19 protein-coding genes, 1 pseudogene and 1 riboswitch are annotated in these 19,071 nt (G+C 72.7%); of the genes and pseudogenes, 11 read left to right on the forward strand and 9 right to left on the reverse strand.

Going from position 1 to position 19,071, the window contains the following annotated elements:
* Positions 1–65 precede the first annotated feature (65 nt).
* The 6 genes from glyA to ACFPFQ_RS30835 are packed head-to-tail and all read left to right on the forward strand — an operon-like array spanning position 66 to position 7,516.
* Positions 66–1,379 carry a serine hydroxymethyltransferase gene (glyA, locus tag ACFPFQ_RS30810; RefSeq protein WP_379625102.1) on the forward strand — a complete coding sequence of 438 codons (1,314 nt, stop codon included), beginning with the start codon at positions 66–68 and terminating at the stop codon, positions 1,377–1,379.
* Positions 1,376–2,593 (forward strand): sarcosine oxidase subunit beta family protein, encoded by a 1,218-nt coding sequence (locus ACFPFQ_RS30815; RefSeq protein WP_379625104.1) that lies wholly within the window; start codon positions 1,376–1,378, stop codon positions 2,591–2,593. Before glyA ends, ACFPFQ_RS30815 begins: the two co-directional genes overlap by 4 nt.
* Before the next feature lie 10 nt (positions 2,594–2,603).
* Positions 2,604–2,846, forward strand: a complete 243-nt coding sequence (locus ACFPFQ_RS30820; RefSeq protein WP_379625106.1) for a sarcosine oxidase subunit delta — start codon at positions 2,604–2,606, stop codon at positions 2,844–2,846.
* On the forward strand, positions 2,843–5,566 hold the full coding sequence (locus ACFPFQ_RS30825) for a 2Fe-2S iron-sulfur cluster-binding protein (protein ID WP_379625107.1): 2,724 nt from the start codon (positions 2,843–2,845) through the stop codon (positions 5,564–5,566). The genes ACFPFQ_RS30820 and ACFPFQ_RS30825 overlap by 4 nt, the downstream gene beginning before the upstream one ends.
* Complete coding sequence (locus ACFPFQ_RS30830; protein WP_379625109.1) at positions 5,556–6,146, forward strand: sarcosine oxidase subunit gamma; 591 nt, start codon at positions 5,556–5,558, stop codon at positions 6,144–6,146. Before ACFPFQ_RS30825 ends, ACFPFQ_RS30830 begins: the two co-directional genes overlap by 11 nt.
* Entirely contained in the window at positions 6,143–7,516 is a 1,374-nt protein-coding gene (locus ACFPFQ_RS30835) for an L-serine ammonia-lyase (RefSeq protein ID WP_379625111.1), read from the forward strand. The genes ACFPFQ_RS30830 and ACFPFQ_RS30835 overlap by 4 nt, the downstream gene beginning before the upstream one ends.
* 146 nt (positions 7,517–7,662) lie before the next feature.
* Here the strand turns inward: ACFPFQ_RS30835 and ACFPFQ_RS30840 are convergent, their stop codons facing one another.
* Both ACFPFQ_RS30840 and ACFPFQ_RS30845 read right to left on the reverse strand, forming a co-directional pair.
* Positions 7,663–8,175 (reverse strand): Lrp/AsnC family transcriptional regulator, encoded by a 513-nt coding sequence (locus tag ACFPFQ_RS30840; protein WP_379625113.1) that lies wholly within the window; start codon positions 8,173–8,175, stop codon positions 7,663–7,665.
* A gap of 70 nt (positions 8,176–8,245) precedes the next feature.
* Positions 8,246–9,619, reverse strand: coding sequence for an aspartate aminotransferase family protein (locus ACFPFQ_RS30845; protein WP_379625115.1), 1,374 nt, complete (start codon positions 9,617–9,619; stop codon positions 8,246–8,248).
* Between the two features lie 164 nt (positions 9,620–9,783).
* On the opposite strand from ACFPFQ_RS30845, the gene ACFPFQ_RS30850 reads away from it, so the two are divergent.
* Positions 9,784–11,205 (forward strand): gamma-aminobutyraldehyde dehydrogenase, encoded by a 1,422-nt coding sequence (locus tag ACFPFQ_RS30850; protein WP_379625117.1) that lies wholly within the window; start codon positions 9,784–9,786, stop codon positions 11,203–11,205.
* A gap of 9 nt (positions 11,206–11,214) precedes the next feature.
* On the opposite strand, the gene ACFPFQ_RS30855 is transcribed toward ACFPFQ_RS30850, so the two are convergent.
* Both ACFPFQ_RS30855 and ACFPFQ_RS30860 read right to left on the reverse strand, forming a co-directional pair.
* The gene (locus tag ACFPFQ_RS30855; RefSeq protein WP_379625492.1) at positions 11,215–12,423 is read right to left on the reverse strand and encodes a 5-aminoimidazole-4-carboxamide ribonucleotide transformylase; all 1,209 of its coding nucleotides are present in this window, start codon (positions 12,421–12,423) and stop codon (positions 11,215–11,217) included.
* Positions 12,411–12,495, reverse strand: a riboswitch (ZMP/ZTP riboswitch). (Overlaps the previous gene by 13 nt.)
* A gap of 25 nt (positions 12,496–12,520) precedes the next feature.
* Positions 12,521–13,294, reverse strand: a complete 774-nt coding sequence (locus ACFPFQ_RS30860; protein WP_379625119.1) for a MerR family transcriptional regulator — start codon at positions 13,292–13,294, stop codon at positions 12,521–12,523.
* 144 nt (positions 13,295–13,438) lie between these two features.
* On the opposite strand from ACFPFQ_RS30860, the gene ACFPFQ_RS30865 reads away from it, so the two are divergent.
* Positions 13,439–14,263 (forward strand): alpha/beta fold hydrolase, encoded by an 825-nt coding sequence (locus ACFPFQ_RS30865; protein ID WP_379625121.1) that lies wholly within the window; start codon positions 13,439–13,441, stop codon positions 14,261–14,263.
* Positions 14,264–14,332: 69 nt separating this feature from the next.
* On the forward strand, positions 14,333–14,758 hold the full coding sequence (locus ACFPFQ_RS30870) for a DUF1707 SHOCT-like domain-containing protein (protein ID WP_379625123.1): 426 nt from the start codon (positions 14,333–14,335) through the stop codon (positions 14,756–14,758).
* On the opposite strand, the gene ACFPFQ_RS30875 is transcribed toward ACFPFQ_RS30870, so the two are convergent.
* From ACFPFQ_RS30875 to ACFPFQ_RS30890, 4 genes and pseudogenes are all read right to left on the reverse strand, one after another.
* Positions 14,745–15,626, reverse strand: a complete 882-nt coding sequence (locus ACFPFQ_RS30875; protein WP_379625125.1) for a bifunctional 5,10-methylenetetrahydrofolate dehydrogenase/5,10-methenyltetrahydrofolate cyclohydrolase — start codon at positions 15,624–15,626, stop codon at positions 14,745–14,747. The genes ACFPFQ_RS30870 and ACFPFQ_RS30875 overlap by 14 nt on opposite strands.
* A gap of 305 nt (positions 15,627–15,931) precedes the next feature.
* A pseudogene (locus ACFPFQ_RS30880) lies at positions 15,932–16,093 on the reverse strand (DJ-1/PfpI family protein); the annotation flags it as partial.
* Positions 16,094–16,137: 44 nt separating this feature from the next.
* Positions 16,138–16,278, reverse strand: a complete 141-nt coding sequence (locus ACFPFQ_RS30885; protein ID WP_379625127.1) for a hypothetical protein — start codon at positions 16,276–16,278, stop codon at positions 16,138–16,140.
* 66 nt (positions 16,279–16,344) lie between these two features.
* Positions 16,345–16,602 carry a hypothetical protein gene (locus tag ACFPFQ_RS30890; RefSeq protein WP_379625129.1) on the reverse strand — a complete coding sequence of 86 codons (258 nt, stop codon included), beginning with the start codon at positions 16,600–16,602 and terminating at the stop codon, positions 16,345–16,347.
* A gap of 34 nt (positions 16,603–16,636) precedes the next feature.
* On the opposite strand from ACFPFQ_RS30890, the gene ACFPFQ_RS30895 reads away from it, so the two are divergent.
* Positions 16,637–17,329, forward strand: a complete 693-nt coding sequence (locus ACFPFQ_RS30895) for a tat pathway signal sequence (protein WP_379625131.1) — start codon at positions 16,637–16,639, stop codon at positions 17,327–17,329.
* Positions 17,330–17,443: 114 nt separating this feature from the next.
* Here ACFPFQ_RS30895 and ACFPFQ_RS30900 read toward each other — a convergent pair whose 3' ends face one another.
* The gene (locus ACFPFQ_RS30900) at positions 17,444–18,166 is read right to left on the reverse strand and encodes a PP2C family protein-serine/threonine phosphatase (RefSeq protein WP_379625133.1); all 723 of its coding nucleotides are present in this window, start codon (positions 18,164–18,166) and stop codon (positions 17,444–17,446) included.
* A 111-nt stretch (positions 18,167–18,277) separates the two neighbouring features.
* Between ACFPFQ_RS30900 and ACFPFQ_RS30905 the strand changes: the two genes are divergently transcribed.
* On the forward strand, positions 18,278–19,057 hold the full coding sequence (locus ACFPFQ_RS30905) for an alpha/beta fold hydrolase (RefSeq protein WP_379625135.1): 780 nt from the start codon (positions 18,278–18,280) through the stop codon (positions 19,055–19,057).
* The last annotated feature ends 14 nt before the right edge of the window (positions 19,058–19,071 follow it).

The raw sequence follows: 19,071 nt of genomic DNA on the forward strand, positions 1-19,071 counted from the left end.
CTACCGTACACGGCGGACTGATATATCAGAAGTTCGACACTGACCCGGCAGAAGGGGTAGCCACTGTGGCGCTCGCCGACCACGAGACCGTCGAGGCACTCAACGCCTCCCTCGCCGACACCGACCCCGAGGTGTACGCCGCCGTCGCGGCCGAGCTGGAGCGCCAGGAGACCACCCTGGAGATGATCGCGAGCGAGAACGCCGCCGCGATCTCGGTGATGCAGGCCCAGGGCACCGTCCTCACCAACAAGTACGCCGAGGGATACCCCGGCCGGCGCTACTACGGCGGCTGCGAGCACGTCGACGTCATCGAGCGCCTCGCCATCGAGCGGATCAAGAACCTGTTCGGCGCGGACTTCGCCAACGTCCAGCCGCACTCGGGCGCGCAGGCCAACGCGGCCGCGATGGCCGCCATGCTGAAGCCGGGCGAGACGATCCTCGGCCTGGACCTCGCCCACGGCGGGCACCTCACGCACGGCATGCGCCTCAACTTCTCCGGCAAGCTCTACCAGGTCGCGGCCTACCACGTGCGCGAGGACGACCACCGCGTCGACATGGCCGAGGTGGAGCGCCTCGCGAAGGAGCACCGCCCGCAGGTGATCATCGCGGGCTGGTCGGCCTATCCCCGCCACCTCGACTTCGCCGCGTTCCGCCGCATCGCCGACGAGGTGGGCGCGTACCTCATGGTGGACATGGCGCACTTCGCCGGCCTCGTGGCCGCCGGGCTGCACCCCTCCCCCGTGCCGCACGCCCACGTCGTCACGAGCACCACGCACAAGACCCTCGGCGGGCCGCGCGGCGGGTTCATCATCACCGGGGGCACCGACGACGCCGCGGTCGAGCTGCGCAAGAAGCTCAACTCCGCGGTCTTCCCCGGCCAGCAGGGCGGCCCGCTCGAGCACGTGATCGCGGCCAAGGCCGTCGCCTTCAAGCTCGCCGCCACCGACGCGTTCAAGGAGCGCCAGCAGCGCACGCTGGAGGGCGCCGCGCTGCTCGCGGACCGGCTGCTGGCCGAGGACTCCCGCGCCGCCGGCATCAACGTCGTCTCCGGCGGCACCGACGTGCACCTGGTGCTCGCCGACCTGCGCGCGTCCGAACTGGACGGACAGCAGGCCGAGGACCGGCTGCACGCCGCGGGCATCACGGTGAACCGCAACGCGGTGCCGTTCGACCCGCGCCCGCCGATGGTGAGCTCGGGGCTGCGGATCGGCACGCCCGCGCTGGCGACCCGCGGCTTCGGCTCGGCCGAGTTCACCGAGGTCGCCGACATCATCGCCACCGCGCTGCGCCCGGCCACCGACGACGACGCGATCGCCGCGCTGCGCAAGCGGGTCACCGACCTCGCCGGGCAGTTCCCGCTCTACCCGGGGCTGGCATGACCAGCCCGCCGCCCGAGCACCCCGACTTCCTCTGGCACAACCCGGAGCCGAGGTCCGCCTACGACGTCGTGATCATCGGCGGTGGCGGCCACGGCCTGGCCACCGCGCACTACCTGGCGCAGAACCACGGCATCACCAATGTGGCCGTGCTGGAGAAGGGCTGGCTCGCGGGCGGCAACATGGCCCGCAACACCACGATCATCCGGTCCAACTACCTCTGGGACGAGAGCTCGGGCATCTACGAGCACTCCCTGAAGCTGTGGGAGGGGCTCGAGGCCGACCTCGACTACCCGATCCTGTTCAGCCAGCGCGGCGTGCTCAACCTCGCGCACTCGCTGCAGGACGTGCGCGACAGCGTCCGACGGGTGGAGGCCAACGTCCTCAACGGGGTCGACGCCGAGTGGCTCTCCCCCGAGGAGGTCGCGAAGATCTGCCCGATCGTGAACACCTCGTCCGACATCCGCTATCCGGTCATGGGCGCCACCTACCAGCCGCGGGCGGGCATCGCGAAGCACGACTACGTGGCGTGGGGCTTCGCCCGCAGGGCCGCGGCGGCGGGCGTCGACCTGGTGCAGGACTGCGAGGTCACCGGGTTCGGCACCGACGGCGATCGCGTGACCGGGGTCCGCACGACCCGCGGCGACATCGCGGCCGGGCAGGTCGTGCTGTGCGCAGCGGGCCACACCTCGGTGCTCGCCGACATGCTGGGCGTCCGGGTGCCGCTGCAGAGCCACCCGTTGCAGGCGCTGGTGTCGGAGCTGCTGGAGCCCGTGCATCCGACGGTCGTCATGTCCAACGCGGTGCACGTCTACGTCTCGCAGGCGCACAAGGGCGAGCTGGTGATGGGTGCCGGGATCGACACCTACAACGGCTACGGGCAGCGCGGCGCGTTCCACATCATCGAGCGGCAGATGGCCGCGGCCGTGGAGCTGTTCCCGGTGTTCGCCCGCGCCCACCTGCTGCGCACGTGGGGCGGGATCGTGGACACCACACCGGACGCGTCGCCGATCGTCGGGCGGACGCCGTTCGAGAACCTGTACCTCAACTGCGGCTGGGGCACCGGCGGGTTCAAGGCGACGCCGGGTGTGGGCTGGTGCCTGGCCGCCACCGTGGCCGCGGACGAGCCACACGCCTTCCTCGCCCCGTTCACCCTGGACCGTTTCGTCACCGGCGCGCTGGTCGACGAGCACGGCGCCGCGGCCGTCGCCCACTAGAGGAGTCAGCGTGCAACTCATCGAGTGCCCCTGGTGCGGGCCGCGCGAAGAGGTCGAGTTCCACTACGGCGGCGAGGCCGGGGTGGCCTACCCGGCCGACCCGCAGGCGCTGTCGGACACCGAATGGGCCCACTACGTGTTCTTCCGCAACAACCCCAAGGGCCGCTTCCACGAGCGCTGGAGCCACAGCGCGGGGTGTCGCCGCTGGTTCGACGCCGTGCGCGACACCGTGACCTACCGGTTCCAGACGTGACCCGGGTCGACGGCGGCCGGATCGACCGGTCGCAAACGTTGCAGTTCACCTTCGACGGCGTGGCGCTCACCGGGCATCCCGGCGACACGCTGGCGTCGGCGCTGCTGGCGAACGGCATCCACCGCACCGGCAGCAGCGTCAACCTGGGCCGCCCGCGCGGCATCGGCGCGGCCTGGGCGGAGGACCCCGGTGGGCTGGTGCAGATCGAGGAGCCCTTTCCGGAGCCGATGCTGCTGGCCACGACCGTGGAGCTGACCGAGGGGCTCGTCGCACGCGGGTTGCCCGGACGCGGCCGGCTCGCCGCCGAACCCGACCCCGCCCGCTACGACGCGATGCACGCCCACGCCGACGTCCTCGTGGTCGGGGCCGGCCCGGCCGGGCTCACCGCTGCGCTCGACGCCGCCCGCGCGGGCAGGCGCGTGGTGCTCGTCGACGAGCAGACCGAGGCCGGCGGCTCGCTGCTGGGCACCGGCGAGAGCCTGGACGGGGTCGCGGCGGCCGTCGCGGAGCTCGCCGGCTTCCCCGAGGTGCGCCACCTGCAGCGCACCACCGCGTTCGGCCACTACGACGACGGGTTCGTGCTGGCGCTGGAGAACCGCGCCGGTGCCGCGGCACACCAGTCGCGGCAACGTGTGTGGCGGATCCGGGCGAAGCACGTGGTGATCGCCACCGGCGCCCACGAACGTCCGATCGTGTTCGGAGACAACGACCGTCCCGGGATCATGCTCGCCGCCGCTGCCCGCACCTTCCGCCACCGCTACGGCGTGCTGGCCGGGAGCGACGTCGTGGTGTTCACGACCAACGACAGCGCCTACGCGGCGGCGGTCGACCTCGCCGACGCGGGCGCGAGCATCCGCGCGGTGATCGACGCGCGCCCGACGGCTCCGGCCGGGTGGGCGGCGGAGTGCGCGCGGCGGGGTATCGCGGTCCGGGCGGGCGAGCTCGTGACGGGCACGCTCGGCGAGGAGCGGGTCAGCGCCGCACTCGTGGCCACTTCCGACGGCGCCGACGAGGTGCTGCCGTGCGACCTGCTGCTGGTCAGCGGCGGCTGGAACCCGGCGGTCCACCTGTTCAGCCAGGCCAGGGGGCAGCTGCGGTTCGACGAGGCGCTGGGCGCGTTCGTGCCCGACGGGGAGCTCGCCGGGGTGACGGTGGTGGGTGCGGCTGCCGGGTTGCAGGAAAGCCACTTTCCTGCCATCTCGTTGCGGGAAAGTGGCTTTCCTGCAACGGAGCCGGCCACGCTGTGGCGCGTCCCCGGCGACGGCGCCCACCAGTTCGTCGACATCCAGCGCGACGCCACCGTCGCCGACATCCGGCGCGCCATCGGTGCGGGCATGACCTCGGTCGAGCACATCAAGCGCTACACGACCATCGGCACCGCCCACGACCAGGGCAAGACCTCGGGCGTCATCGCCTCGGGGATCACCGCCGAGCTGCTCGGCGTGCCGGTGGCGTCGCTGGGCACCACCACGTTCCGCCCGCCCTACACCCCGGTGTCGTTCGCAGCGCTCGCCGGGCGAGACCGTGGCGCCCTGTTCGACCCGGAGCGCCACACCGCGCTGCAGGACTGGCACGTCGCGCGCGGCGCGGTGTTCGAGGACGTCGGGCAGTGGAAGCGGCCGCGCTACTACCCCGAGCCGGGTGAGGACATGGACGCGGCGGTGCTGCGCGAGTGCGCCGCCACCCGCGGCTCCGTCGGCATCCTCGACGGCTCCACGCTCGGCAAGATCGACGTGCAGGGGCCGGACGCCGGCGCGTTCCTCGACATGATCTACACGAACCTGATGAGCTCGCTCAAGGTCGGCATGGTGCGCTACGGCGTCATGTGCGGCGTCGACGGCATGGTCATCGACGACGGCACCGTCATGCGGCTCGCCGAGGACCGCTACCTCGTCATGACCACCACCGGCGGCGCCGCCACCATCCTCGACTGGATGGAGGAGTGGCTGCAGACGGAGTGGCCGCACCTGCGCGTGCACCTCACGTCGGTCACCGACCACTGGGCCACGTTCCCGGTGGTGGGCCCACGCTCGCGCGAGGTGATCGCCGCGGTCTTCCCGGGTGTCGACGTGTCCAACACGGCGTTCCCGTTCATGGCCTGGCGCGACACGGTGCTCGCCGGGGCGGACGTGCGACTGGCGCGCATCAGCTTCTCCGGCGAGCTGGCGTTCGAGGTCTACGTCGACGCCTGGCACGCCCCGGCCGTCTGGGACCTGCTGCTGGCCGCGGGAGCCCCGCACGGGATCACGCCCTACGGCACCGAGACCATGCACGTGCTGCGCGCCGAGAAGGGCTACCCGATCATCGGGCAAGACACCGACGGCACCGTCACCCCGCAGGATCTCGGCATGGCGTGGGCGGTGTCGAAGAAGAAGATCGACTTCATCGGCAAGCGCTCCTTCGCCCGCGCGGAGAACCAGAACCCGCTGCGCAAGCAGCTCGTCGGGCTGCTGCCCCTCGACCAGGACGTGCTACTGCCGGAGGGCTCGCAGATCGTCGAGCACGAGGTGCTGCCCGCTCCCCCCGTGCCGATGCTCGGCCACGTCACGTCGAGCTATCGCAGCGCGGAGCTGGGCCGCACGTTCGCCCTCGCGCTGGTCAAGGGCGGCCGCGAACGCATCGGGGAGACGCTGCACGTCCCCGTCGGTGGTGCGCTCGTGGCCGTCGAGGTCACCGGATCCGTGCTCGTCGACCCCGAGGGAGCCCGCCGTGACGGCTGACGCTCTGACCAGGACCGCACCGCTGCACCACGAGAGCGGGCAGTTCGCCCAGCTCCCCGACGGCGTCCAGGTGCTGCCGGAGTCCTTCGTCGCGCAGGCGTCGCTGCGGATCGACGCCGGTGCGTCCGCGGCGGTCGCCGCCCACCTCGGCGTCGCGCTGCCGACCACGCCCAACACCTGGGTGCAGGGCGAGCTCGCCACGGTGGTCTGGCTGGGCCCCGACGAGTGGCTCGTCCTGAGCCCGTTCGTCGCGCCGCGCGACCTCGACGCCGGGCTGCGCGCCGCGGTGGGGTCCGGCAACGGTGCGGTGGTGGACGTGTCCGCCCAGCGCACCACGCTGCGGCTGCGCGGCGCGCACGCCCGGGATGTGCTCGCCTCCGGGTGCGCGATCGACCTGCACCCGGGCGTGTTCCCGGCCGGCTCGGCCGTGCAGACCACGCTGGGCCGCACGGGGATCCTCCTGCTCGGACTGGGCGAGAACGACTTCCGGCTGCTCGTCCGGTCGTCGTTCGCGCGCTACCTGGCGGCGTGGCTGATCGATGCTGCGCAGGAGTATCGGATACAGGAGTACCGGCCATGACGACCAGCGTGTTCGACCTCTTCAAGGTCGGGATCGGGCCGTCGAGCTCGCACACCGTCGGCCCGATGCGGGCCGCGTACACGTTCGCCACCCGGCTGCGGGACGAGGGCCTGCTGGAGCGCACGGCGGGGATCCGCGCCGAGCTGTTCGGCTCACTGGGCGCCACCGGCCACGGGCACGGCAGCGTCAAGGCGGTGGTGCTGGGCCTGGAGGGCGAGCAACCCGACCTCGTCGACCCGACGGGCGCCGCGACCCGCGTCGCCGAGGTCCGCGCGAGCGGGCGGCTGCGGCTGGCCGGCGCGCACCCGGTGCCCTTCGCCGTGGACGACGACGTGGTGCTGCACCGGCGCAAGCGGCTGCCGTTCCACACCAACGGCATGCTGTTCCGCGCGGTCGACGCGGGTGGCGCCGACGTGCTCGCGGCCGAGTACTACTCGGTGGGCGGCGGGTTCGTCGTCGACGAGGACGCGGCGGGCAACCCCGTGCTCGTCGACGACCCGACACCGGTGCGCTACCCGTTCTCCAGCGGCGACGAGCTGCTCAAGCTCACGTCCGACACCGGTCTCTCCATCAGCGAGCTGATGCTCGCCAACGAGCTGTCGTGGCGGACGGAGGAGGAGATCCGGTCCGGCCTGCTGCACATCTGGCAGGTGATGCAGGAGTGCGTCGAGCGCGGCACGCACACCCCGGGGACGCTGCCCGGTGGGCTCAAGGTCCGGCGCCGCGCGGCCACGCTGCGGGAGAAGCTGGAGTCCGACGCCGACGAGTCCGATCCGTTGCGCGCCATGGAATGGGTCACGATGTACGCGCTGGCCGTCAACGAGGAGAACGCGTCGGGCGGGCGCGTGGTCACGGCACCGACCAACGGCGCGGCGGGCATCATCCCGGCGGTCCTGCACTACTACCGCCGGTTCATCGACTCCTACTCCGAGGACGGCGTCGTGCAGTTCCTGCTCACGGCGGCGGCGATCGGGTTGCTGTTCAAGGAGAACGCGTCGATCTCGGGCGCCGAGGTCGGCTGCCAGGGCGAGGTCGGCTCGGCCTGCTCGATGGCGGCGGGCGCGCTCGCCGAGGTGATCGGTGGCACCCCCGAGCAGGTGGAGAACGCCGCCGAGATCGGTATCGAGCACAACCTCGGCCTGACCTGCGACCCGGTCGGCGGGCTGGTCCAGATCCCCTGCATCGAGCGCAACGCCATCGGCTCGATCAAGGCGATCGCCGCGGCCCGGATGGCAGTGCGCGGTGACGGCCGGCACCACGTCACGTTGGACAAGGCGATCAAGACCATGCGCGAGACCGGCGCGGACATGAAGGACAAGTACAAGGAGACCGCGCGCGGGGGCCTCGCCCTCAACGTGGTGGAGTGCTGAGCGGGCGGCGCCCTTGATGAGCGCTCGCACACACCCCCGGTCGTCGGCACACACCGTGCACGGTGTGTGCGGGGACGCTGCGGTGTGTGCGAGCGATGTCGGGTGCGGTGACGTCGCGCGCTCCAGCGCGTCCCGGCCGGCCGGGCCTACTCGGTGAGCGCGCCCCAGGCGTAGGTCTGCTTGGCCAGTTCCAGGTAGACGAACGTCTCGGTGGAGAGGATCCCCGGGATGCCGCGGATGTGCGCGTTGAGCACCTTCAACAGCTCGGCGTCGTCGCGGCAGGTGATCTCGGCGAGCAGGTCGAACCGGCCCGCGCACAGCACCACGTAGTGCACCATCGGCAGCGCGCTGAGGTGCTTCGCCACCACGTGGACGTCGCCGGAGACCTTGACGCCGATCATGGCCTGGCGGGCCAGGTCGACGTCGAGCGGGTCGGTGACGGCCACGATCTGCATCGTGCCGTCGCGCAGCAGCCGCTGCACCCGTTGCCGCACCGCGCCCTCCGACAGGCCCACGGCCTTCGCGAGCGCCGTGAACGACGCCCGACCGTCGCGTTGCAGCAGCGAGATCAGCGTGCGGTCCGTGGCGTCGAGCGCCTTCGCGATGCGCGGCTCGTCGCCGGGCTGATCGCCGCGGCGCTCCCGCAGCCCCTCCGCCATCTCGGCCGCCTTCCGCCTGCATTGCACCCGATCCCGACAGCGAAGGGTATCCAGTGACCGCCGACCCGACTCAGAGCATCCCCACGGCCTTCGTCAGCACCTCACGCAGCACCGACTCGATCTCGTCGAACTCGGGCTGCCCGCAGATCAGCGGCGGCGAGATCTGGATGACCGGGTCGCCCCGGTCGTCGGTGCGGCAGTACAGCCCGCCGTCGAACAGGGCCGTGGAGACGTAGCCGCGCAGGATCCGCTCCGACTCCTCGTCGGTGAAGGACTCCTTGGTGGCCTTGTCCTTGACGAGCTCGACGGCCAGGAAGTAGCCGTCGCCGCGCACGTCACCGACGATGGGCAGGTCGTGGAGCCGCTCCAGCGTGGAGCGCAGTGCCGCGGCGTTGTCGCGGACCCGACCGTAGAGGTCCTCCCGGTCGAAGATGTCGAGGTTGGCCAGCGCCACGGCGCAGGAGACGGGGTGCCCGCCGAACGTGTAGCCGTGCAGGAACGTGGCGTCACCGTGCAGGAACGGCTCGGCAAGGCGGTCGGAGATGATCGCGGCGCCCAGCGGCGAGTAGCCCGACGTCAGGCCCTTGGCGCAGGTGATGATGTCGGGCTGGTAGCCGAACCGGGTGGCGCCGAACGCGTGGCCGAGCCGTCCCCAGGCGCAGATGACCTCGTCGGACACCAGCAGCACGTCGTGGCGGTCGCAGATGGCGCGGACGCGCGCGAAGTAGCCGGGCGGCGGGGTGAAGCAGCCACCGGAGTTCTGCACGGGCTCGAGGAAGACGGCCGCGACGGTGTCGGGGCCCTCGGCGACGATCGCGGTTTCGATCTGGTCGGCCGCCCACACCCCGAACGCCTCGAGGTCGTCGGCGTGCTCGGGGGCGCGGTAGAAGTTGGTGGTGGGCACCTTGTGCGCGCCCGGCACGAGCGGCTCGAAGGGTGCCCGGTAGGGCTGCACGCCGGTGATCGACAGGGCGCCGTGCGTGGTGCCGTGGTAGGCGGTGGTGCGGCTGATCACCTTGTGCTTGCCGGGCTTGCCGGCGAGCTTGAAGTACTGCTTCGCGAGCTTCCACGCCGTCTCGACGGCCTCGGAGCCGCTGGTGGTGAAGAAGACGCGGTTGAGGTCGCCGGGAGCCTCGTGGGCGATGCGCTCGGCCAGCTCGACGGCCTTCGGGTGCACGTGGGACCAGAGCGGGAAGTACGCGAGCTCGCTCGCCTGCGCGGCCGCGGCGGCGGCGAGCTCCCGACGACCGTGGCCGGCCTGCACGACGAACAGCCCGGCCAGCCCGTCGAGGTAGCGCTTGCCGTTCTCGTCGAAGATGTGGGCGCCCTCGCCGCGGGTGATCACGGGGACGCTGCCGGTCGCGAAGGCCGACAGCCGCGAGAAGTGCGGCCAGAGGTGGGCGGCGGCGCTTTCGGATACCGATCGCTGGGCGGTGCTCGTCATCGTCATCTCCGTCGTTGCGGCCGAGGTCATCTCCTTTATCGCATGCCGGATCGTTCCGAACAAGGATTTCCGCAGTTCTAGCTTACGATTGCCACCGAAACAGTTGCCGCTGGCCGCGACGGCTGCCAGCATCGGACTGTCCGCGACGCGGAGGAGACTCCTGCATGCCCGCACAGATCAGCGTGACCAACCCGGCCACCGGCCAGGTGATCGCCGACTACGACCTGGCCACGCCCGCCGACGTCGACGTGGCGGTCGATGCCGCGCGCAAGGTCCAGCCCGAGTGGGCCCGCACCCCGCCCGGCGAGCGCGCCGCCGTCCTGCACCGCGTGGCGGCGCTGCTCACCGAGCGCACCGAGGAGTTCGCGCTCGCCGAGACGCGCCAGTGCGGCAAGCCGATCCGGCTGTCGCGGGAGTTCGACCTGCCCGGCACCATCGACAACGCCGCGTTCTTCGCCGGCGCGGCACGGATCCCGCAGGGCCTCGCCGCGGGCGAGTACTCCGCCGACCACACGTCCGCGATCCGCCGCGAGCCGGTCGGTGTCGTCGGCTCGATCGCGCCGTGGAACTACCCGCTCAACATGGCGGGCTGGAAGATCTTCCCCGCGCTCGCGAGCGGCAACGCCGTGGTGATCAAGCCCGCCGAGATCACGCCGATCACCACGCTCCTGCTCGCCGACGTGTTCGCCGCGGCCGGGCTGCCCGACGGGCTGCTGACGGTGCTCGTCGGGCGCGGTCGCGACGTGGGCGAGGCCATCGCCGGGCACCCCGGCATCGACATGGTGTCGTTCACCGGCTCCACCCCCGTGGGCAAGCGCGTGGCCGAGCTCGCCGCGCGCGGTCCACGTCGGGTGCACCTGGAGCTGGGCGGCAAGGCACCCTTCGTCGTGTTCGACGACGCCGACCTCGACGCCGCGATCCAGGGCGCCGTCGCCGGTGCGCTGATCAACGGTGGCCAGGACTGCACGGCCGCCACCCGCGCCTACGTGCAGCGCCCCCTCTACGACCGGTTCGTCGCCGGGGTGGCCGACGTCCTCGACACCGTGCGGATGGGCGACCCGGAGGATCCCGCCACCGACCTGGGCTCGCTCATCTCCCGCGGGCACGCCGAGCGGGTGCACGGGTTCGTGCGCCGCGCGGTGGAGGCGGGGGCGCAGGCGGTGCGCGGCGGCACGGCTCCCGACGGCGCGTTCCACGCGCCCACGCTGATCGTCGGCGCGGCGCAGGACGCCGAGATCGTGCAGGACGAGCTGTTCGGGCCGGTGCTGGTGGTGCTGCCCTTCGACACCGACGACGAGGGCCTCGCGCTCGCCAACGACACGCGCTTCGGGCTCGCCGCCTCGGCCTGGACGTCGTCGGTGCACCGGGCGGGGCGGGCGAGCCGCGAGCTGACGGCGGGCTGCGTGTGGATCAACGACCACATCCCGATCGTCAGCGAGATGCCCCACGGCGGCGTCAAGGCGTCGGGCTACGGCAAGGACATGTCGGTGTACGCGCTGGAGGACTACACCGTCGTCAAGCACGTGATGAGCGACAACACCGCCGTGGCGCGCAAGGCCTGGCACCGCACCGTGTTCGGGGGCTGAGCCGAGACGTCAGTGGTGGAACAGCCGCGGCATCCCGCTCAACCGCACGATCCCGTGCTCCCGGCACGCCTGCTCCACCTCGCCCGATCGCACCGAGCCGCCCGGTTCGGCGATGTGCCGCACGCCGTGGCGGGCGGCCTGGTCGACGTTGTCGCGGAACGGGAGTGCGCCGTCGGAGACGAAGCCGACGCCGTCGAGCCGCCGCAGCCACGCGGCGCGCTCCCCCGCGGGCAGCTCCACCACCCCGCCCCGCACCACCGTGGCGAGGTGGGCGCGCTCGCGGGTGTCGAGGTCGCCCTCGGCGAGCCGGATGCGCCAGCCCGTGGCGTCGAACGGGCGCACCGCGGCGTCGAACTCCACCGCCTGCACGGCGGGGTGGCGCCGCAGCCACCAGGTGTCGGTCTTGGCACCGGCCAGCCGGGTGCCGTCGATGCGCGCCTGCTGGCCCGCGCCGACCCCCACCGTCATGCCGTCGCGCACGTAGGCCACGGCGTTGGACGGGGTATGGCGCAGCACGACGAGCCCCAGCAGCAGGTCGGTGAGCACCGTGTCGGGCACCAGCTCCGCCGGCAGCGCCGCGGCGGCGGTGTGGAGCAGGTCCCGGCTGAGGCGCAGCTCGTCGCGCCGGGTGACGATGCGCAGCCCGCCGATCTCGCGGCTCTCCTGCGCGGGCGGCTCGGCGAGCGGGTCGGCCTCCAGCACGAGGAACCGCCTGCCCTTCTTCGCCGCGAGCACCGCCACCGTGTCGGGGTCGAAGCCGGGCGCGATGATGCCGTCGCTGGGCAGGCGCCGCAGCAGGTCGGCGAGCTCGGCGTCCACGGCCTGCGAGACGGCGATCATGTCGCCGTAGGACGCGCGCGGGTCGGCGTCCCGGGCGCGGACGTAGGCGCTGGTCAGCGCGCCGACCTGCGCGGCGTCCACGCCGAAGGTGGCGGCCGCGACGGCGTCGAGCGGGCCCGTCAGCGCGGCACCGGCCGGGGCCACGTGCTTGAAGGACGCGGCAGCGGGCACCCCGCAGGCGCTGCTCGCCTCGCGCACCAGCGCCCATGCCGCCAGCGCGTCCAGGATGTTGATCAGCGACGGTTCGCCGCTCAGCACCCGTACCGGCCAGCGGTCGACGAGCGACTCGACGTGGGCCTGCTGCTGGTGGGGGTTCATGCCGTAGCGCAACACGCGTGCCTCCCGGTCGGCAGTGGAACTGCGGATCGGGACGCCCAGGCGGTCGGCGCACCTTCGGTTCGAGCACTGCTCCCCGGTGGTGATCCACCCTCGCCAGTCGCAGCAGCGTCCACCTTACGCGGCGCGCGACGATCCGTCAGGCGTCCTCGGTGCGGCCGGGGAGGTTCTGCGTGATCACCCGGGACAGGTGCTCCCCCATCACGTCGGTGACGTGGCGTTCCATGGCGTGGGCCAGCAGGCCCTGCACCGAGGACGTCGCGAGCTGGCGCAGCCGGCCCAACAGGTCGGTCACCTCGGCCACCTCCTCGCCGCGGGGCAGCCAGGACTCGCCGTGCTCCGCGACGAGCCGGGCCGCGCCGACCTCGACCATCCGCCGCGCGATGTCGTCGATCGCGGGCACGATCCGCTCGTGCAGCCCCAGCACGTCGACGAGCCGGAAACCCCGACCGACGAGCTCGATCAGCGTGGAGATCAGCTGCGGGCTCGGGATCAGGCAGTGCGCGCCCTCGGGCTTGATCACGCCCAGGCGCACGGCGCGGTCGAACACCGCGGACTCCTGCTCCGGGTCCGCCACCGCAGCGGCGATGAAGGCCTCGACGTCCGCGGTGGGCATGTAGCTGGGGATCTCGTCGGTCCACGGGCTGTTGAGCGCCGTCTCCAGGCCGAGCACATCGGCGAGGTTGCGCCCCTGCTCCCAGCCGGCGATCAGCTCCGCGATCTGCGCGGAGGTGTAGCCGCGCTCGTGCAGCGAGGTGATCAGGCGCAACCGCGCGAGGTGGATCTCGGTGTAGATCCCGACCCGGCCCGCGCGCCGTGGCGGTGGCAGCAGCCCGCGTTCCTGGTAGGCGCGGACGTTGCGGGTGGTGGTGCCGGCGAGGCGGGCCAGCTCGTCGATGCGGTACTCGGACATGAACCCCCTCACCCACCCGTCGGGGGCGTCACAGTAGCGGGATCCCACCGTAGCGAGCCCCATCATGCCATTGACGAATGGTACATTCGCCGTGGCGATGACGTGGCTCACAGCGGGCGCGCACGAACCACAGGGGGTGGGCAGATGATCGAGATCAACGCCGATCGGCGCGGATCCGGGACACCGCTGGTGCTGCTGCACGGGATCGGGCACCGCTGGCAGGCCTGGGAGCCGGTGCTCGACCTGCTCGCCGAGCACCACGACGTCATCGCGATCGACATGCCCGGTTTCGGGCTCTCCCCCGCGATGCCCGACACGTACGCCCACGACCTGCCCGGCAGCACGGCGATGCTGCGCGACGTGTTCGCGCAGCTCGGGATCGCCCGGCCGCACGTCGCCGGCAACTCCCTCGGGGGGCTGCTGGCGATCGAGGCGGCGGCGCAGGGCCTGGTGGCCTCGGCCACGGCGCTGTCCCCGGCAGGCTTCTGGAACCCGCGCGACCGGGCGCGGGCCTTCCGCATCCTGCGCGGCATCCGCGCGGGCGCGCTCGCCCCGGCGGCGGCACGCGCCGCCCTCACCGGCAACTCCCGGCTGCGAGCCATCGGGCTCAGCACCCTCTACGCGCACCCGGAGCGCATCGACCGCGCGTCGGCGCTCGGCGACATGGACGCGCTGCGCGCGTCGACGGCGTTCGCGCCGACGCTGCGGGCCGGACGCAGCGTCATCTGGGAGGGGACCCAGCCCACCGTCCCCGTCACCGTCGCGTGGGGTGAGCGCGACCGCATCCTGCCGTTGCGCCAGGCCGCCCGGGCCGCGGCGCTGCTGCCCGGCGCGCAGCACGTCACGCTGCCCGGCTGCGGGCACGTCCCGATGATCGACTCGCCGCGGCTGGTGGCTGCCGCGATCCTCGCGACGTGCGCTCGCGCGCAGGTGCAGGAGACCGAGGAACCCCAGCGCGTCGCGGGCTGACATTCGTCATGCCCGACCCCGGAAGTTCGGCACTACTGGCGTCGGGCCGCGACGGCGATGCTGGTTCCCATGAGCAGCACGAACGACACCGCCGCACTCCGGGTCTCCGACGCCGACCGGACGGCTGCGGCCGCCCGGCTCGAGGCGGCTGTCGCGGACGGGCGGCTGACCGTCTCCGAGTACGACGAGCGCCTGCGCAACGCCTACGGCGCCGTCACCCGTGGCGAGCTCGACCAGCTCACCGCTGACCTGCCGGTGCCCGGCAACGCACCGCAGCCGGTCGAGAGCATGCCGTCGAGGGGTACGGCATGCTCGTCCGACCTGCGCAACTGGGTGCTGAGCAGCATGTTCTTCACCGCGATCTGGGCATGGAGCTCGATCGCGTCCGGGCACCTGCTGTTCTTCTGGCCGCTGTTCATCATCCTGTTCTCCGGGACGGGCGTGGCCGGCATCCGCCTGCGCCGCCACGAGCGGCCCCGGCTCAGCCGCCGGTAGCGACCTCGGCCGCGCGCACCGCGTTGCGGAACAGCATCGCCACCGTGGTGGGCCCGACGCCACCGACGCGCGGCGTGATGGCCCCGGCGACGCTCGCGCAGGACTCGTCGACGTCGGGCAGCAACCGCCTGCCCTCGTAGCGCACACCGCCGCCGATCACGACCGAACCGGGCTTCACGTGCTCGGGCTGGATGATGCCGGGCACGCCGACGGCGGCGATGAGGATGTCGGCGCGGCGGGTGTAGCGGTCCCAGTCGGGCACACCGGTGTGCACCACCGTGACGGCGGCGTTGGCCGTGGGGCGCTTCTGGGCCAGCAGCAGCGCGAGCGGGCGGCCCAGCGTCGGCCCGCGCCCGACGATGACGACCTCGCGACCCGACACGGGGATCTCGTGGTGCGCCAGCAGCTCCTCGATGCCGGCCGGGGTGCAGGGCAGCGGTCCGGGGAGGCCGACGGCGAGGCGGCCCATGTTGACCGGGTGCATGCCGTCGACGTCCTTGGCGGGATCGACGGCCGAGAGCGCGTCGTCGTAGTCGAGGTGACCCGGCACCGGGTACTGGATCAGCAGCCCGTGCACCTCGGCGTCGGAGTTGAACGTGTCGACGGCGGCGAGCAGGTCGGCCTGGGTGCTGTCGGCGGGCAGGTGGATGTGCGGCGAGGTGAAACCGAGCTCGGCGGCCTGGCGCTGCTTGATCCGGATGTAACCGGCGCTCGCGTCGTCGTCGCCGACGAGGATGGTGGCCAGGCTCGGCGTGACCCCGCGGGCACGCAACGCGGCGACGCGGGTGGTGACGTCGGCGAGCACGCGCTCGGCGACGGGGGCACCCGGCAGCAGGCGGGCGGTGGTGGTGGTGGTGGTCACGGACATGAGTCTCCTCCGCGTGGGTGCCCAGGCGGTCGACCCCCACGGCGAAGCTCCCCGATGGTCATTGCCATCCTCGACCCGCCAGTCGCGACCGGCCCATCATGCCGCACGCACCCGCCCCGGGGCGAACTGCGCGGTGAGCTCAGGCGCGAGCGTCGAGGAGGGCCAGCACCTCGGCGGGAGCCTTCTCCGGTGAGCCGCAGTCGAACGGCGGCTGCGGGTCGGACTCGATCATCAACTGGATCGTCATGGCCGCTGACGACGGCCCCGAGCTCGGCGAGCAGCTCGCGCGCCATCCAGTGGGTGATGGCGGGCCGCCCGGTCAGGATCCCGGCCTCGGCCAGCAGCGTCGAACCGGTGCAGACCGACGCCGCCCAGGTGGCGGCCGGGTGCACGGCGGCAAGCCAGGACGTCAACGCGGTGTCGTTGATCGCGTCGCGCCAGCGGGAGCTGCCCGGCACCACGATCATGTCGGGCGCGCTCACCGCGTCGAACGTCGTGTCGGCGTGCAGGGTCAGCCCGTGTCACAGACGATCTTCCCCGCGCGGGCGGCGACGAAGTGCGAGGTGACGTCGGGATGGCCCGACAACGTCGCGTACGGTCCGATCAGGTCCAGTGCGGTCATGTTCTCGTAGAGCAGGACGGCGACGTCCATGGCGTGATCCTCGGGCGCCGGGCCCGCGGCGGCAACGACCGGCTGTCCACCGTTTCGGCCACCGCGCTAGCGTCGTCCCATCACCCCGACACCCGCCCGTGCCGCGCTGGCCCTGCTGCTGGCCTGCGCCACGCTCACCGCGTGCGGTGCCACCACGCCCGGCACGGCGTTCCCCGCGCCCGGTGCGTCGCCGTCGAGTACCGCGCCCGCATCGCCGAGCCCCGTCCCGACCGGCGCACCGGTCACCACGGCGCCGGCCTGCCCCGATCCCGCGTGGAGCTGCGAGCAGCAGCAGCGGTTCACCGCCGTCGAGGAGTTCCGCAAGCGCACCGTCGGCGCCCACGGCCACCTCGGTGTCGTGTTCACCGACCGCCGAACCGGGGTGACGTGGCGCACCGGTGCCACCGACCGTCCGGGCTGGACGGCCTCCACGATCAAGCTCGCGATGGCCGCCGACATGCTCGCGCGCGACCGTACGGGCAGCATCACCCTGTCCGCGGCGGACCACCACGACATCGACACGATGCTCAACTTCTCCGACGAGGCAGCATCGGACCGGCTGTGGAAGGCCTACGGCGGCGATGCGATGCTGGCCCGCTTCCGCTCCGAGCTCGGCATGACCGGGCTTGCGTTCGTGCCGGGGTTCACGCGCACCACGTACTGGGGCTTCGTCAAGTGCACCGCCGACGACCTCGCCGCCCTCATGCAGCACGTGCTCACCCGCAGCGACTCCGCCGACCGCACCTCGCTCGTGGCCGCGCTGCGCGGCGTCGCCCCCAACCAGCGCTGGGGCGTCTGGGGAGCAGGCGCGGCGCAGCAGCCCGGCAACAAGGACGGCTGGTCGTTCGAGTCGGACTCCTACGGCAAGCACTGGGTCACCGACACCGTCGGGTTCGCGGGTCCGGACGAGCGCTACGCCGTGGCGATCACCTACCAAGTGGATCCCGCCGGGTCGCTGGCCGACGGCGTCCATGCGGTCAGCGACGTGGCGGCACTGCTGTTCGGGGCGCCCGTTCCGGCGCCGATCACGGTGCCCGAGCCCGACGGCTGAGGGCGGCTCAGCGGCCCCGCGCCGCCCCGCCCCGTTGCAGGAAAGCCACTTTGCTGCAACGACGTTGCGGGAAAGTGGCTTTCCTGCAATCGCCGCGCGAAGGCGGCCGGCGGCTCAGAACGGGTGGCTGATCACCACGGCGCCGACGTTGTCACCGCTCCCCGCCGCCAGTGCGGCGCTGGTCAGCTCGCGGGCCGCGACGACGGGCTCGTCGGCACGCCCGACGATCGCGGCGATCGCCTGCTCGTCGAGCACGCTGTACACCCCGTCGGTGACCAGCACGATCGCGTCGCACCGCTGCGGCCCGCGGACCCAGCCGATCTCGGTGGGCTGCCCGGCCGTGCTCGTGACGACATGATCGAGCAGGGCGGCGGGCGCCACGCCGTGCGCCCGCAGGTAGGCCGCCACGGTGTGGTCGGAGCTCAACTGCCACGCACGCCCGTCGACCACCGCGTAGGCGCGGCAGTCCCCCGCCCAGGCGACCGACCATCCGCTGGAGCCCCCGGCGGCGACGGCGAGCACGCAGTCCCCGACCAGTCCGGTGGTCTCGCGGGCGTGGCGCAGCGCCGCGGCGGCAGCGTGCACGGCGTCCCAGGCGCCCGAGCGGATCGCCACCTCGGCCGCCGCCTCCACGGCGATCGCGGCGGCCCGCGCGGCGTCGGGCGACTCGCCGATCCCGTCGCCGATCGCAGCGCCGAAGCGCGGACCGGCGCAGTGGACGGCCGCGGCGTCCGCGGCCACCGAGCGGCGTCCCTGAGCGGTGCTCCAGCCGGCAGCAGGGAGGTGGGGCAGCGGCCAGGGCCCGGTGGGCCGGGGCGAGCTGTCGATGATCGTCATGGGATGCACCTCGCGATCGGGTTCCCGACCGACGGTCCGCCCCGTCGCTGGGAATCTCCTGTGTCCATCCTGTGCACCTGCGAAGATCACCGGAGGGTGGAGGATCAGCCGATGACGCACGCCACCGCGCCGGACGGCACCCGCATCGCCTACCAGGTCCAGGGTTGCGGGCCACCGCTCGTGCTGCTGTCCGGGCAGGCCAACAACCACCACTGGTGGGACCCGGTGCGCGCCGACTTCCACGACACCCGCTCCACGATCACCCTCGACTTCCGCGGCACCGGCGAGAGCGACAAGCCCGACGTGGCCTACAGCACCGCCGGGTTCGCCGACGACGTGATCGCGGTGCTCGACACCGCCGGCGTCGAGCGCGCCGACGTCTACGGCACGTCCATGGGCGGCCGGGTGGCGCAGTGGGTGGCGGCCCGGTATCCGGACCGGGTGTGCGCGCTCGTGCTCGGGTGCACGTCACCGGGTGGGCGCCATGCCCTGGAGCGTGGCCCGGAGGTTCGCAGGGCACTGGCCCAACCCGACGCCGCCGCGGCCCGGCAGGCGCTGACCGACCTCATGTACACACCCGCCTGGAGCGCCGCGCACCCCGGGCCGCACGCGACGCTCGGCGACCCGGCCATGCCCCCGTTCGCCCGGCGGCGCCACTTCGCGGCCAGCGCAGGCCACGACGCCTGGGACGTGCTGCCGCAGATCACCGCGCGGACGCTGGTGGTGCACGGCACCGACGACCTGTTCAACCCGACCGCCAACGCCGCCCTGATCACCGGGCGCATCCCGGGTGCCCGGCTGGAGCTGATCCCCGGGGCCCGCCACGCCTACTTCGAGGAGTTCCGCACGGTGGCGAGCCCGCTGGTCCGGCACTTCCTCGACGCCGGCTGATCGCCCGCCGTGCG

Source organism: Pseudonocardia sp. GCM10023141, from assembly GCF_042653605.1.